General features: G+C 69.8%; 15 protein-coding genes. 9 read left to right on the top strand and 6 right to left on the bottom strand.

Going from position 1 to position 14,207, the window contains the following annotated elements:
* The first annotated feature begins 169 nt into the window (after window positions 1-169).
* Window positions 170-1,126, top strand: coding sequence for an SDR family NAD(P)-dependent oxidoreductase (locus HEP85_RS34230; protein ID WP_168531396.1), 957 nt, complete (start codon window positions 170-172; stop codon window positions 1,124-1,126).
* 127 nt (window positions 1,127-1,253) lie between these two features.
* Here HEP85_RS34230 and fumC read toward each other — a convergent pair whose 3' ends face one another.
* From fumC to HEP85_RS34250, 4 genes are all read right to left on the bottom strand, one after another.
* Window positions 1,254-2,747: a class II fumarate hydratase gene (fumC, locus tag HEP85_RS34235; protein ID WP_248002184.1), complete on the bottom strand. Its 1,494-nt coding sequence runs from the start codon at window positions 2,745-2,747 to the stop codon at window positions 1,254-1,256.
* Window positions 2,711-4,384 (bottom strand): NAD-dependent malic enzyme, encoded by a 1,674-nt coding sequence (locus HEP85_RS34240; protein WP_168531397.1) that lies wholly within the window; start codon window positions 4,382-4,384, stop codon window positions 2,711-2,713. The genes fumC and HEP85_RS34240 overlap by 37 nt, the downstream gene beginning before the upstream one ends.
* A 262-nt stretch (window positions 4,385-4,646) precedes the next feature.
* Window positions 4,647-5,486, bottom strand: a complete 840-nt coding sequence (locus HEP85_RS34245) for an RNA polymerase sigma factor SigF (RefSeq protein ID WP_168531398.1) — start codon at window positions 5,484-5,486, stop codon at window positions 4,647-4,649.
* Window positions 5,487-5,687: 201 nt separating this feature from the next.
* On the bottom strand, window positions 5,688-6,269 hold the full coding sequence (locus tag HEP85_RS34250) for a DUF2231 domain-containing protein (protein ID WP_168531399.1): 582 nt from the start codon (window positions 6,267-6,269) through the stop codon (window positions 5,688-5,690).
* Window positions 6,270-6,676: 407 nt separating this feature from the next.
* On the opposite strand from HEP85_RS34250, the gene HEP85_RS34255 reads away from it, so the two are divergent.
* Window positions 6,677-6,832, top strand: coding sequence for a DUF6131 family protein (locus HEP85_RS34255; RefSeq protein ID WP_248002543.1), 156 nt, complete (start codon window positions 6,677-6,679; stop codon window positions 6,830-6,832).
* 282 nt (window positions 6,833-7,114) lie between these two features.
* Here the strand turns inward: HEP85_RS34255 and HEP85_RS34260 are convergent, their stop codons facing one another.
* Both HEP85_RS34260 and HEP85_RS34265 read right to left on the bottom strand, forming a co-directional pair.
* Entirely contained in the window at window positions 7,115-7,381 is a 267-nt protein-coding gene (locus tag HEP85_RS34260) for a DUF5133 domain-containing protein (protein WP_168531400.1), read from the bottom strand.
* A gap of 208 nt (window positions 7,382-7,589) precedes the next feature.
* Complete coding sequence (locus HEP85_RS34265) at window positions 7,590-7,943, bottom strand: PRC-barrel domain-containing protein (RefSeq protein WP_168531401.1); 354 nt, start codon at window positions 7,941-7,943, stop codon at window positions 7,590-7,592.
* Between the two features lie 399 nt (window positions 7,944-8,342).
* Here HEP85_RS34265 and HEP85_RS34270 point away from each other — a divergent pair, with 399 nt between their 5' ends.
* The 7 genes from HEP85_RS34270 to HEP85_RS34300 all read left to right on the top strand — a co-directional run bounded on the left by HEP85_RS34270 (window position 8,343) and on the right by HEP85_RS34300 (window position 14,122).
* Window positions 8,343-8,507 carry a hypothetical protein gene (locus HEP85_RS34270; RefSeq protein WP_168531402.1) on the top strand — a complete coding sequence of 55 codons (165 nt, stop codon included), beginning with the start codon at window positions 8,343-8,345 and terminating at the stop codon, window positions 8,505-8,507.
* Between the two features lie 396 nt (window positions 8,508-8,903).
* A complete protein-coding gene (locus tag HEP85_RS34275) occupies window positions 8,904-9,392 on the top strand; it encodes a DUF5709 domain-containing protein (RefSeq protein ID WP_168531403.1) in 489 nt (162 codons plus the stop codon).
* Between the two features lie 228 nt (window positions 9,393-9,620).
* Window positions 9,621-9,947 carry a plasmid stabilization protein gene (locus HEP85_RS34280; RefSeq protein WP_168531404.1) on the top strand — a complete coding sequence of 109 codons (327 nt, stop codon included), beginning with the start codon at window positions 9,621-9,623 and terminating at the stop codon, window positions 9,945-9,947.
* Between the two features lie 463 nt (window positions 9,948-10,410).
* The gene (locus tag HEP85_RS34285) at window positions 10,411-10,893 is read left to right on the top strand and encodes a lamin tail domain-containing protein (RefSeq protein ID WP_168531405.1); all 483 of its coding nucleotides are present in this window, start codon (window positions 10,411-10,413) and stop codon (window positions 10,891-10,893) included.
* A 342-nt stretch (window positions 10,894-11,235) separates the two neighbouring features.
* A complete protein-coding gene (locus HEP85_RS34290) occupies window positions 11,236-11,646 on the top strand; it encodes a hypothetical protein (protein WP_168524960.1) in 411 nt (136 codons plus the stop codon).
* Window positions 11,647-11,800: 154 nt separating this feature from the next.
* Window positions 11,801-12,781, top strand: coding sequence for an SPFH domain-containing protein (locus HEP85_RS34295; RefSeq protein ID WP_211118110.1), 981 nt, complete (start codon window positions 11,801-11,803; stop codon window positions 12,779-12,781).
* Between the two features lie 609 nt (window positions 12,782-13,390).
* A complete protein-coding gene (locus HEP85_RS34300) occupies window positions 13,391-14,122 on the top strand; it encodes an alpha/beta hydrolase (protein WP_168531406.1) in 732 nt (243 codons plus the stop codon).
* Window positions 14,123-14,207: the final 85 nt, after the last annotated feature.

Below are 14,207 nucleotides of genomic sequence, written 5' to 3' on the forward strand. Positions count from 1 at the left end.
CAGCGCCTACGAGTGGACTCCCGTCGGCCAGGCACCGACTGCCGGACGACGACCCCGCCACACCGGGCGCACCACCACCCCCCACCCCCGCACCGGAGAAGCCGACCCCTGTCGGCACCTGATCCGCATGTTCGGACACCCGGCGCACCCAAGTCAGGAGACCCACCGCATGTCCGTATCCCAGACGTCCCACCCGTTCGGGGCGAACACCACCGCCTCCGAGATCATCGACGGCGTCGACCTGCACGGCCGTCGAGCCGTGGTGACCGGAGCCGGCTCAGGAATCGGCGTGGAGACCGCCCGGGCACTGGCCACCGCCGGCGCCGATGTCACCCTGGCCGTGCGGAGCACCGACGCGGGCGCCCGGGTGGTGGCCCGCCTGGAGGCCCAACTACCCGCAGGATCAGGCAAGTTGAACGTGAAGCGGCTCGATCTGGCCGACCGGTCGACGGTCACGGCGTTCGTGGCCGACTGGTCGGGACCGTTGCACATTCTCGTCAACAACGCCGGGGTGATGGCCCTTCCGGAACTCACGCGCACCCCGGACGGCCGGGAGACGCAGTTCGGTGTCAATCACCTGGGTCACTTCGCGCTGACCGTCGGACTGCGTCCGGCGCTCGCGGCGGCGGAGGGCGCCCGGATCGTGTCGGTCGCCTCGATCGGTCACCTCTTCTCGCCGGTGGTCTTCGACGATCTGGACTACCGTTTCCGTCCCTACGACCCGTGGACGTCGTACGGGCAGTCGAAGACGGCCAACGTGCTGTTCGCCGTCGGTGCCGCCGAGCGGTGGGCCGATGACGGCATCACGGCCAATGCCTTGATGCCGGGGAACATCGCGGACACCTCGCTGGCCCGGCACATGGACCCCGGACAGCTGGCCGGGTTCATCGACGCCACCGGGCTGGCGCTGCCCCCCGGGAAGACCGTCGAGCAGGGCGCCGCGACCTCGGTGCTGCTGGCCGCCTCACCCACGGTGGAGGGCGTCACCGGCCGCTACTTCGAGGACTGCGCACCGTCCGGGACGGTCACCGAACGAGCCGACGCCGTCGCCGGCGTGGCGTCCTACGCCCTGGACCGGGCGAACGCGCAGCGGCTGTGGGCCGTGTCCGAGGCTCTCGTCCGCTAGCGGCCGGCCTGGGCGGGTACGCCGGGGGTGACCGGCCGTGGGGGGGCGACCGTGGGGGAGCGGCGCGCTCCGTGGCGACCGAATCGGGCCCCGGGAACACGCACCCGCGACCGACGCGGGCGCGTGGTCAACGGTGCCCGGACGGTCCCACCATGGCCGCCGGATCGACGATGCGGTCGAATTCGGCCGCGCTGACATATCCACTGGCCACGGCGGCTTCGCGCAGGGTAGTGCCCTCGTCGTCGGCCTTGTGGGCGATCGCGGAGGCCTTGTCGTAGCCGATCTCCGGCGACAGAGCGGTCACCAGCATCAGGGAACGGTCGACGTAGTCGGCGACCTGCTCATCCCGCAGTTCGGCGCCCTCGACGCAGTACTCGCGCAGCTTCTGACAGGCGTCGGCGAGGATCGTGGCCGCGTGCAGGAAATTGTTGATGATCACCGGGCGCATCGCGTTGAGCTCGAAGTTCCCCTGGGAACCGGCGAAGGCGATCGCGGAATCCTCCGACAGGACCTGGATGCAGACCATCACCATGGCCTCGCACTGGGTCGGGTTGACCTTGCCGGGCATGATCGAGCTACCGGGCTCGTTGGCAGGAAGAATCAGCTCGCCCAGCCCGCAGCGTGGCCCGGATGCCAGCCACCGGATGTCGTTCGCGATCTTCATCAGTGGCACCGCCAGGGCCCGCAGCCCCGCCGACGCGGTGACCATGGCGTCCAGGCCGCCCTGCGCGGCGAACTTGTTCGCGGCGGTGACGAACGGGTATCCGGTCGCCTCCGCGATCTCGTGGGCGATCTCGTCGGCGAAGCCCTCCGGAGCGTTCAGCCCGGTGCCCACCGCCGTACCGCCGGCGGCGAGTTCGAACAGACCCTGGGTGGACGCGGTCGCCACGGACATGGCCTGCTTCAACTGGTGGGCGTAGCCGGACCATTCCTGCCCGACGGTCAGCGGGACCGCGTCCTCCAGGTGGGTACGGCCGATCTTCACCACGTTCCGCCACCGCTCGGCCTTGGCCTCGATGGAGCGTTGCAGCGCCTGAACGGCGGGCAGCAGGTGCTCGTGGACCTCCTTGACGGCGGCGATGTGCATCGCGGTGGGGAAGGTGTCGTTGGACGACTGCCCCATGTTCACATGGTCGTTGGGGTGCACCGGGGTCTTGCTGCCCAGCCGGCCGCCGGTCAGCTGGACGGCACGGTTGCTGATCACCTCGTTGGTGTTCATGTTGGACTGCGTTCCCGAGCCGGTCTGCCAGACATACAGCGGGAAGTTCTCGTCGAGCGCCCCGCCGATCACCTCGTCGCTGACCCGCTCGATCAGGTCTGCCATCCAGCCCGGCAACCGGCCGGCGCGTCCGTTGACGATCGCGGCGGCCTTCTTGACGTAACCGTAGGCGTGGTAGACCGACTTGGGCATGCGGTCGTCACCGATCGAGAAATGGATCAGTGACCGCTGGGTCTGCGCACCCCAGTACCGGTCGGCGGGCACGTCGACGGCGCCCATGGAGTCGGTCTCGTGCCGCGTCCCCGTCGCCGACAGACCGATCGGCAGATCCAGGATCGTCGGCGCGGGCTCCCCGTCCCCGCCGGTCACGCCGCGCCGCCGTCGGAGTATGTGGGCTGCCACATGGCGTCCTGAACCGCCTGCACCACGTTGTCGATCTTCGCCGTGGCGACGCCTTCCGCCTGTGCGGCACGCACGACGGCGACCGCGGTCGTGGCGGTGGAGGCCCGCAGGTTCTCGACCTCGGGCAGCAGTGAAGCGCCCGGCGCGCTGACGTCCACCTGGCCGGCGACCGCCTCGGCGGCCGCGATCAGCATGGCCGGAGTCACCGTGTGCGCGCCGGAGACGATGGTGCCAAGCCCCAGCCCGGGGTACACGAGCGCGTTGTTGGCCTGGCCGAAGTGGTAGTTCACACCCTCGTACTCCATCGGCCCGAACGGCAGCCCGGTCGCGACCAGCGCCTTGCCGTCCGTCCACGCGATCACGTCCTGCGGCTCGGCCTCGATCTTCGAGGTGGGGTTGGAGATCGGCAGGATGATCGGCCGCTCGACCCCCCGCGCCATGGCCTTGACGACCGCCTCGGTGAACGCGCCGTGCGCCGTCGACGTCCCCAGCAGGATCGTCGGAGCCGCGTGGCCGACCGTCTCCAGCAGCGAGACCGCCCGGCCGCCGCCCCACCCGTCGACATCCTCGGGCCTGCGGGCATACGGCTTCTGGAAGTCGCGGAGGTCGGTCATGTCGCTGGTCAACAGCCCTTGCTGGTCCACCAGCCAGATCCGGGAGGTGGCCTCCTCCGGAGTGGCGCCGTCGCGCACCATCGCCGCGTGGATCTGGTCGGCGATCCCCACGCCCGCGGTCCCGGCGCCGAACACCACGAGCTTCTGGCTCCGCATCGGCACGCCCGTCACCTTCACCGCGGACAGCACGGAGGCCAGGGTGATCGCCCCGGTCCCCTGCAAGTCGTCGTTGAAGATGCGGTATTGGTGACCGTAGGTCTCCAGGATCCGGCGGGCGTTCTCCGGTCCGAAGTCCTCGAAGTGCAGCAGCGCGTTCGGGAACAGCGCGGACGCGGTCTCCAGGTACTTCTTGATGAACGCGTCGTACGCGGCGCCGCGGACCCGCGAGTGCCGGTTGCCCAGGTACAGCGGGTCGTTGAGCAGGGCCTCGTTGTCGGTTCCGACGTCCAGCGACACCGGGATCACCCGGCGCGGGTCGATCCCCGCGGCCGCCGTGTAGATGGCGAGCTTGCCGATCGCGATCTCGATGCCGCCCACGCCCCAGTCGCCGATGCCCAGGATCTCCTCGGCATCGGTGCACACCAGCAGTTCGACGTCCTCGGACCTGAGCCCCAGGGTGCCGAAAGCCGCCTCGATGTCGTCCGGCGCGTCGATCGACAAGAAGATCCCCCGCGGGCTGCGGAACTCCTCGGAGTACTGCTCGATGGCATCGCCGACGGTCGGGTCGTAGACGACCGGGAGCAGTTCGGCGAGATGGTCGGCGAGCACCCGGTAGTACAGGGTCTCGTTGCGGTCGTGCAACTGCTCCAGGTACACGTACTTGGCCAAGTCATCGCGCTGGCGCTGCAGTTGACGGTAAGTGCGCTGCGCCTGCTGGCCCAACGTCAGCACCGTGGAGGGCAGTCGACCGGTCAGCCCGTACTCGTCCCGCTCGGAGGCGCTGAACGCGACCCCGTGATTGCTCATCGGGTCCTGCAGGACGCCCGGTGTCGCCGGCGTCCGGACCGAATGCGTGGTGCTCATCTCATTCCCCTCGCCATGGCTGGGACACGAACCATCGGAGGCCGGACGCCGCGGTCGCGCCGCGGACGGCACGCTCCTGGCACACACACATCACAACCCGTCGCACGTCACGTGCGGAACGCGATGAGCGGCGCGTTCAGGGCCTCGCTCATGACTTCAGGCTACGCCCGGCCACCGTGACCGACACCTGCGAAGCGGTCGTCCTGCGGAGTGGCCGATCCGTCGCGCACAGCCACTGGCCTGCGTGTACGGGCGAGGGGGGTCAGCGAGTGGTGAGCATGCCCGCGCGGAGTTTGGTGAGGGTGCGGGTGAGCAGGCGGGAGACGTGCATCTGGGAGACGCCGAGGTGCTCGCCGATCTGGGCCTGGGTCAGTTCGTCGACGAACCGCATGTGGATGATGCGCCGTTCACGGTCGTCCAGTTCGGCGATCAAGGGGGCCAGGGCGTTGAAGTCCTCGACGAGTTCGAGGGCGCTGTCGTCGGCGCCGATGAAGTCCGCCAGCGCGGTCTCGCCGTCCTCGCCGGAGTTGATGGCGGCGTCGAGGGAGGAGGAGGCGTAACCGTTCGAGGCGAGGCGAGCCTCGTTCACCTCGTCCTCGCTGAGGCACATGAGCTGGGAGAGTTCCTTGACCGTGGGGGTGCGGCCCAGCCGGCTGCTCAGTTCTTCGGTGGCCTTGGCGAGCTGGATACGGGCTTCCTGCAGACGGCGGGGAACGTGGACCGCCCAAGAGGTGTCGCGGAAGAAGCGCTTGATCTCACCGACGATGTACGGGACGGCGAAGGAGGTGAACTCGACCTCGCGGGTGAGCTCGAACCGGTCGATGGCCTTGATCAGTCCGATCGTGCCGACCTGGACGATGTCCTCCATCTCGTCCTGGCTGCGGCTGCGGAAGCGCGCTGCCGCGAAGCGGACGAGGGAGACGTTCATCTCGATGAGCGTGTTGCGCGCGTACTGGTACGCGGGCGTGCCCTCTTCCAGGACGCCGAGTTGGTCGAAGAACAGCCTGGACAACTGCCGGGCGTCCTTGGGGGCGACCCGCGACGGGTCGGCGATCTCCGGCAGCACCGTCAGCCGTGCCTCGGTCGTCTCGGTCACTGTCATGCCAGGCCCCTCCCACGTGATCCAGCCCCCGTGCCGCCGGCCGATGGAAGCCGACGAACGTTCGCGTACCCGCCATGGGGAAATGCATACCCGTCGATTCGAAACCGATCCGGAGAGCCGGCCGAGGGGGCCGGATCCGGGCCGGGAAGAGCCGTGAAGGCCATCCGCCCGGCGCGCGGAGTTCGGGACGCGGGCAGCGGCTCAGTGAGCGGGATGCGTTCCGACGGCCTGCCGATAGGCCACGTGGCCGCCGAGCGCACCGCTCACGGCGACCGCCGTCAGCCCGCCCAACGACCACAGCCGGCCCTTCGCCGAGTGACCGCGCAGTCGCGCCGTCAGGGACGCGGTGTAGCAGGCCACCGCGGCCACGTTCGAGACGGCGTGGACCAGTCCGACCCGGGTCTGCTCGGGAGGCAGGTCCGCCCAGTCGGCCCAGCCGGCGACGGCCGCCGGGGCGGCCCCGGCCAGTCCGACGGCCATGAGGGTGGTGGGCGCACGGTGCCCTGCCGGCGCGATGTCCAGTACGGCGGCCGACAGCCAGCAGCCGATCGGGACCTGGACCAGAACGGGATGCACGGGATGGCCCAGCGGCCTGCCGCGCAGCAGATCGCGCGCCTCGCCCAGCGGGAGCGAGCGGATTCCCCGCTGGAGAAGCCGGATCGCCGGATCCGCCGCCCCCGACCGTTCGATACGGTCCAGGGCCGTCAGCCACCATGCCGACGCGGTGTCCAGGGCCGAGGGCGTCCAGGAACGGGTGGTGGTGCCGGGGACGTGAGTGCTCATGCACAACGACTACCCGGCAGCCCGCCGCGATCCCACCGTGGCCTCGACTGCACCCGAACGGTCTGCCCACCGACGGGGGAGTGCTGCCGGGCCCGTGCACAGGCCTCGGGTACGTCTTCCCGCGGAGCGGAGCCCGACGGGACCTTCACCGCGACGCCGGACCGCCACCTCACCGAGCACGTGAGGTACCGCGAACACCTCACGTCCGCCCATCGACGACCTGCGCGGCATGGGCAGCCTGGAGCGGGGCACACGGACGGTGCACGACAGGGATCCAGTGGCCGCCGAACGGGCGTCCTGCCGGATTTCACCTGTCCCGGGTTACGCAGCGGGCGGGAAGAGGGTGCTGTGAGCCCGGCGAGACAAGGGCCCGCACGCACCGAAGAGACTTGAAGATCGGAATCGACATGATTGTCCTTGGCGCCATCCTGCTCGTCATCGGCCTGCTGGTCGGTGTGTCACTGCTGACGACCGTGGGCGGTGTGCTCGTCGTGGTCGGCGCGGTCCTGTGGATCCTGGGGGCGAGCGGTCGCTCGGTCGGCGGCCGCAAGCACTACTTCTAGACAGGCACTTCCGGCCTCCGTGCCCCGCGCGGGCACGGCGACGCGAACCCGCTGCCGGGGACGGACCCCGGCGGGCGCGCCGCGCACTGAGCCGAAAGCCCGTCCTGCCGACCGACGTTCCCCTTGCACAGCCCCGGGGCCTGCGGAGAAGCACCTTCCGCCGGCCCCGTCGGCATGCCCGGCGCCGACCGCCGAACAGGCCCGTACGGGCCCGGCCCGGCGGAGGGGCTCGGAGGAAGGAATCAGGCGTCCGGGGGAACAACGCCGTGCCGCGTCCTGGACCTACGCCGCGAGGTCCGCCCGCGCCCTGCCGCCCGCGGCACCGTTGTCGTCCGGGGCGGCGTGGCCGCTGCGGGATCGTTCGAGGAGGACGTCCGCGGCGGTGATGGCATCCTCGACGGTTGCCGTCCCTGTCGTCACACACAGCGTGTAGGCGACGTCGGCGAGGACCCGTGCCGTGCGCGCGTCCTCGGCGTGCGCATGAGCGAAACGCGCCTCCGCGTAGCGTGCGAGGAGGGTCCGCACGACCTTGGGGTGAGGTTCGAGCATCGCGGCAGCGCCTCTCGTCTTGTGTAATTTACGACCGGCTTCCCGGTCACCCTGTCCGCACACGTGCCGGTCTCGGCCGGGGGCGCGGTGAATGCCGCGCGACAGCGATCCGGGGACACCGGCCCTGTGCCACCGCGCCGTCGGACGAGAAGTGGGGCCGGCCGGAGAGTCTCCGGCCGGCCCCCGCTCGTGGGGTGATGCGGTGCGGTCAGGCGCGGTGCCCGCCCTGGTAGTAGGTGCCGACCTGCTCGTGGTAGCCGGCGTCGCCGATGTGCTTGTCCTTGTCGAACTCGGGGGAGTCCTTGATCTGGTCCTTGGTGAGGGCGACGTAGATCTTCTGTTCGGCCTGGTCGATCGTGGTCACGGTGCCGGCGGGCAGCAGGACGTGCTTGCCGAAGATCCATACGCCGGTGTCGACGACGAGGTAGGAGGAGTGGACGTCGTCGGAGTGCTTGTCGACCTTGCCGATGCTGCCGTCGGTGGCCTCGACCTTGTAGCCGATCAGGTCGGTGCCCGCGGCGTGGCCGGTGGCCGGACGGTAGCCCCAGATGTTGTCGCTCATAAAACGGCTCCTTCTTCGATATTTTTCGCTTCCCCGCCGTCAGAAAATGCGGGGTTGTACAGGCGCCATCGAATTCGGTGACGTTTTCTCGGAACGCCGGGTGCCCTGTGCCCCGGATGCTACACATCGAATGCGCCGCGACCTCGGGACGCGGCGGATCCGAAGTTTTCCCTGTGGAAACTTTCCAGGTTTGGCGGCCGGATATGGGGCGAGGTGTGAGAGGGAGGTGAGTCCTTCTGCCGGGATCAGTGCTGTTCGCGTGCGCGGGGAAGCGTCCCGCGCTCGATGCGCGACCGAGGAAATGCCTCCGCGGCGCATCCGCGACAGGCGCGACACGGGTATACATCGGCAACGACGATGTGGTTCTGTCGTCGCCCCCATGCCGAGGAGCAGCACCTCATGGCCCAAGCAGCCCACCCCGACCCCTGTACCGCCGACCCGCGCCTGGACGTCGCCCGGGCCCGGGACTGCGAGGAATGCCGTGGCTGGGGGACCGTAGTCACCCCGGATCCGGACGGCTGCCTCGTCCTGTGCCCGGCCTGCCAGCGACCGGCCGACGGCTGACCCCGAGCGCCATCGCCATGGGGGGAAACCGCGGCTCATTCGCCTTTTCATGAGCGGGTTCCGCTTCTTGGATCTGTCGTCGGACCCGCCGTGAATGGATGCGGTATTGCCGTGCGTGCGAACGGGCGATAATGAGATGGGTATCTCTCATGAAGGCGGCCAGGAAAGCCGGCGAGGACGTGGTCCCACCTTGCAACCCGACGGCTTCGGCTGAGCCGAGTGGGCCGAGTCCTGCCCGGCGAACCTCCGAGCCCGACAGCCGCCGACGGGAGCCCGTGTCGTCCCGGGCGTGAACGCTTTCGCCGCGACGCGAATCCGGCGTGCCGGAAGGTGTGGTGTGCAGCAGCCTGGATACGCGGGCCGCAAGGCACGCATCCGCCCCGGAGGTCACACGCCATGGACAGTCAGGACAACGAGGAAGTCATGGGCGACGAGGTCTATCAGCCCGAGGGCCCCGAGGGGCGCGAGGACGAGGGCATCCTCGACCCGGAGGACACGCTCTACGACCGCGGGTCGGACCCGTACGACGAGGGGTGGTCGCCGCCCGAGCACCCGCTCGGAGTGGAGCACCAGGGCACCACCGCACGGGAGCAGCGGGAGGGCGAGAGCCTGGACCAGCGGCTGGCGGAGGAGGTGGCGGACCCGGCTCTGGAGGAACTGGAGACCGACGACGGTCTCGGTGACCTCCCGGGCGGTGAGGGCGAGCCGCTGGACGACGAGGTGGGGCAGGACCGCGCGGGCCGACTCGTGGCACGGGACGGGGGCGCCCACGAGGACGCCGACAAGGACATGTTCGCCGAGGACGTGGGTATCGACGGCGGCGCGGCCTCGGCCGAGGAGGCCGCCGTCCACCGCATCCCGGACGACGACACCGACGTCCTCTGACGCGGTTCCGCACGCGGGCATCGTCCTGACCGTACGCATTGACCGTCCGTCCGTCGCAACCGTGCTCGGCCGGGTTCCCGGGTCGCGCGCGGAGCGGGCTTCGGCTGAAGTGGTGGGGGCGGTCGCCCGTCGCATGCTCGCCGCAGCCGCGGGAAGACGCCGTACGCGATCGGGCGGGTGGTCGGCGCGCTCGGCCGGTTGCGTCATCGGACAGTAAGGAGAAGTGCCATGCCGGCAGGTTCCAGTCCCAAGCGTGAGCGTCAGTACGAGCACATCAAGGAGGGCGCCGAGAAACGCGGTGTCTCCACCGGCCGGGCGAAGGAGATCGCCGCGCGGACGGTCAACAAGGAGCGAGCCAGGGCGGGCGAGGCGCAGACGCCCGGCAAGGTCTCCCTGCGCGACAAGAAGTCCGCACCTCAGCGTGGCGGAGAGCGTTCCCACAGCGGTGCTCAGGGGCCCACCAGGGATCAGCTCTACGAAGAGGCCAGGAAGAAGGGCGTCGAGGGGCGCTCCACGATGAACAAGCAGCAGCTGCGCAACGCGCTGGGCCGCTGAGCGAGTGGCCCGTTACGCACCGTCTGAGCGGAACCCCGCTTCGGCGTGCCCTTGTCCAGGAGCCGGCGGATCATCACGGGACGGGCACCGGTGAGGTGTTCCGAGGCCGGTCCGCACCTCCATGGATCGTGATCCACTTTCGGGTGATGGCTTGGTTGGGGGTGGGGTGGCGGGGTGTGGCGGGTTGGGGGTGGGGGCGGGTGTGGGTAAGGGGTGTGGGGTCTGGTGGGGCGTCAACTTGGTGCGTTCATGGGGTGAATGGACGGTACATGTGAGTGTTACGGCGATATGGATGATCCGTAACGCACCTCCGTGTATCGCCCACATCGGGTGGTGGTGGGGGCATGGTGTGGGTGTCGGCCGGTAAGGGCCGGCTGTACTACTCGCACACACTGTCCTTCCTGTGCGGCCCGTTCTGTGGGCCGTGTGGGGTGGGGGTGCCAGCACCATGTAGGGGGACTTCATGTCCGCATCTGTGACTGTCCGTCGTCTTGCCGCTGCCGCGGTGACCGTGGCCGCGGTGGCGGGGGCGTCGGCGTTGCCGGCGTCCGCGGCCGACCATGCTCCGCGGCACCGGGCGGCGGTGCAGATCAGTAATGTGCACTACGACTCTCCGGACCGTCACCACCGTTCGAACCTGAACGACGAGTGGGTGGCCATCACCAACACCACGCGTCAGACGGTGAATCTGGACCGGTGGACGCTGTCGGACCGTGACGGGCGTACGTACACGTTCCACCACTACCGTCTGGGCGGCCGGGCGACCGTGCGGGTCCACACCGGTATCGGCCGCGACACCTTCCGCGACCTGTTCCAGGACCGTCGCAACTCGGTGTGGGACAGGCGTGCCGACAGTGCGACCCTGCGCAACGACCACCGTCGCCTCGTCGACACGGTCACCTGGGGCGGCCACCGCGGCGGCGGCCACGGCGGCGGCCACCACTGACCCCGCCCCACCCCTGACCGCAGCACCCGCACACCGATAGACCACCACCCGACGGCGCGCCACCGGCCCACCCGGCCACGGCGCGCCCTCGGCGTGTCTCCGGCCGTACCAGCGGGTGTTGGCGTCCATGGCCGGCGGACGCGTTCGGGGCGCACCCACCGCCGGGGTTCGTGTACCCGTCCGCGGAAGCCGTGCTGCCCGGACGCTCGGCCCGTTCGGGCTGTCGACGGAGTAACCTGGAGTCACCGAGGGTCTTTCGCGCACTGACTTCCATGTCCTTGTCACTTTCGGCGATTGGCTACACCGGGCCGATTGCGGTCGGCTCGGAGCCGGGTTCGCGTCATGACTGCGATCGTTTCCCTCACGCCGATTCCTGGACGCAGGCCCTCGTCTCCGTCCTTCGGGGCGCCTTCCGCTTTGCTCGGTTCCTCGCCGACGGCGTTGCCCGATCTGCCATGGGGCCGGATCACCGGGGACCGGGCGAACCACCCGTACTGGCTCACTGCCCCGGGCATGGTTCCCGTCGTCGAGCGGGTGCAGCCGCCGCCGGTCTCGGCGCTCTGGCTGATGGCCGCCGGGAGAAAGTGCCTGCGCACCTCGCACGTGGGGCGGCTGATGGTGGAGGCGGCGCGCCTGCGCACGGTGTCGGAGACCGACCGGACCGTTCAGGCGGCCTGGGACTCCGACGAGGACCACGACGACGAAGCCCGCGATCCGATGGACGTGCGGATCCCGGTCCCGCGCACACCGTGATCGTGACGGCCGTACAGGGCCGACGTGGCAGAGCCTTCAACAGCAGCCCGTGACCCCGGCCGCACCGCAGACGACAGGCCGGGGTCCCCCCGTGCCGTGGGCTTCCGGACCGCTCGGATCCGGGGCCGTCATCGACGTAAGGAATGTGAGAACCATGGGTGTTCTGATCACCGTGCTGGCGGTGGCGGCCGCGGCCGGGCTCGTCCTGCTCGCCCTGAGCCTGCGCAACGTCCAGCAGTACGAGAAGGGCGTGGTGTTCCGGTTCGGGCGGCTGCTGCCGGACATCCGCGGGCCGGGCCTGCGTGTCATCCGGCCGATCGGCGACCGGATGCGGAAGGTGTCCGTACAGACCGAGGTCCTCGGTATCCCGCCGCAAGGGTCCATCACCGCCGACAACGTGACCCTCACCGTTGACGCGGTCGTCTACTTCAAGGTCATCGACCCCGTCAAAGCCCTGGTGAACGTACGCGACTACCCCGCCGCCGTCTCTCAGATAGCCCAGACATCGCTCCGCTCGGTCATCGGCAGGGCCGACCTGGACACGCTGCTCTCCGACCGTGACCACATCAACGCGGAACTCAAGAAGGTGATGGACGCCCCTACCGAGGAGCCCTGGGGACTGCGCATCGAACGTGTGGAGATCAAGGACATCGCGCTTCCGGAGTCGATGATGCGCTCGATGTCCAAGCAGGCCGAGGCCGAGCGTGAACGCCGTGCCCGGGTCATCGCGGCAGACGGCGAGTTCCAGGCGTCCCAGCGGCTGACCGACGCCGCCGCGACCATGGCCGACACTCCCGGAGCACTCCAACTGCGCCTGCTGCAGACCGTGGTGGACGTCTCCGCCGAGAAGAACAGCACCCTCGTGATGCCGTTCCCCGTGGAGATGCTCCGCTTCTTCGAGCACCAGAGCAGGGAAACCGATGGCGAGTCCGGCGGACGGATCGTGCACCGGAGCGCCAGGCGCCGGGCGCTCGCCGTGGGCGCTGTGATCCCTCGACCCGCCACCCCGGCACCTGCCGTCACGCCGTCTGTCTCCCTCCCCGGGGAGCGCGCCGACAGCCGTGCGGAGGTGGCCCGGGAGCGGCTGGACGACTGGCCGACACGATCGGACGCCGAGGAGGCGCTGAGTGGCTGACCGTACGCGGCCGCCGTGGCCGAGTCCGTAGCTCCATAACTCCCCACGAAAATAGGGCGCGTTGACCCGGAAGTCCCGGTTACCGCGGGACCGCACGACATTGCCGTCTACTTCCGCTACCGCGGACAGAAATCCGCCCGCCTGGGCATCGGGAGTGCCGCGTTCGTCGTGGACGGTTCATCGGACCCACTGGCGCTGAGGGCCGTCCTGGGCGTCCGCAACGGAAGCCCCTTCAATGTCAGGGTCGGCTGACACCGCACACGACGAGGCGGCCGCACCGGCCGATGTGCGGCGCCTACGACAGGCTCATGCCTCTCACCATTTCGCCGAGGGCAGTGGTGTCAGCGCCCTGCGGCATCGCGGCTCCCACCCGTAGCGCTCGGTAGGCCCTGCGGGCCGGGAGTTGATGAGTGCCCCAGCAGGCAACGTTCGTCCTGACGATGTCGTTGCCCTGACGAGGGTGAGGGGCTCCGTGATAGCTTCGGCGCCGCCGTGCGCCACGACGAGCCAGGGAGGTGAGACCGATCAACGCTGCGACAGATCGGGCCTCCCTCTCCCGTATGGCCTAGGGACTGCCCGTAGAAGGCACCCCGAAAGGCTTGAAACACCATGCACTTCACCTCCTCGACGTCGTTCGACGGCGTCCGCGAACAGCTCTTCACCCTCGACGGGACTCCCGGCGTGCTCTGGACGCCGGAAGGTGCCACCGGTACGCGGCCGCTCGTCCTGATGGGACACGGCGGCGGACAGCACAAGAAAGCCCCGGACATCCTGGCCCTCGCGTGCCGCATCGTGGCCGAGTGTGGATTCTCGGCCGTGGCGGTCGACGTGCCAGGCCACGGCGACCGGCCGGTGGACGACGAGTACGACCGGATCGCGACCGAGAACCGGGCTCGCGTCGCCGCCGGCGAGGAACTGGCTCCGCTGGTCGCCGGCTTCCAGGCACTGGTGGCCCGCCGGACCGTCCCGGAATGGCGGGCGGTGCTGGACGCGGTCCAGCGGCTCGAGCACGTCGGTCCCGGTCCGGTGGGCTACTGGGGCGTCTCCTTGGGCTGCGGACTCGGCGTTCCGTTCGTTGCCGCCGAACCCCGAGTCCGCGCCGCGGTACTGGGGTTGGGCGGGGCGTTGGCATCGGCTGAGCACGCCGCGCGCGTCACCGTGCCGGTGGAGTTCCTCGTGCAGTGGGACGACGAGCGGGTGCCGCGGGCCCAAGGGCTGGCGCTGTTCGACGCGTTGGCCTCGGCGGAGAAGACGCTCCACGTCAACGTCGGCAGGCACGGGGAGGTCCCGGCCTTCGAACGGGACAGCACACTGAGGTTCTTCGCCCGGCATCTCGCCTGACGCTCGGCGTCGGACGCCACAGACATCAGGGCCCGGCTCCGCGGTGTCGCGGCGCGCGGGAAACAGGCACCGTGACGCGCCGTGC

Source organism: Streptomyces sp. RPA4-2 (assembly GCF_012273515.2).
Taxonomy (GTDB): Bacteria; Actinomycetota; Actinomycetes; order Streptomycetales; family Streptomycetaceae; genus Streptomyces; species Streptomyces kaempferi.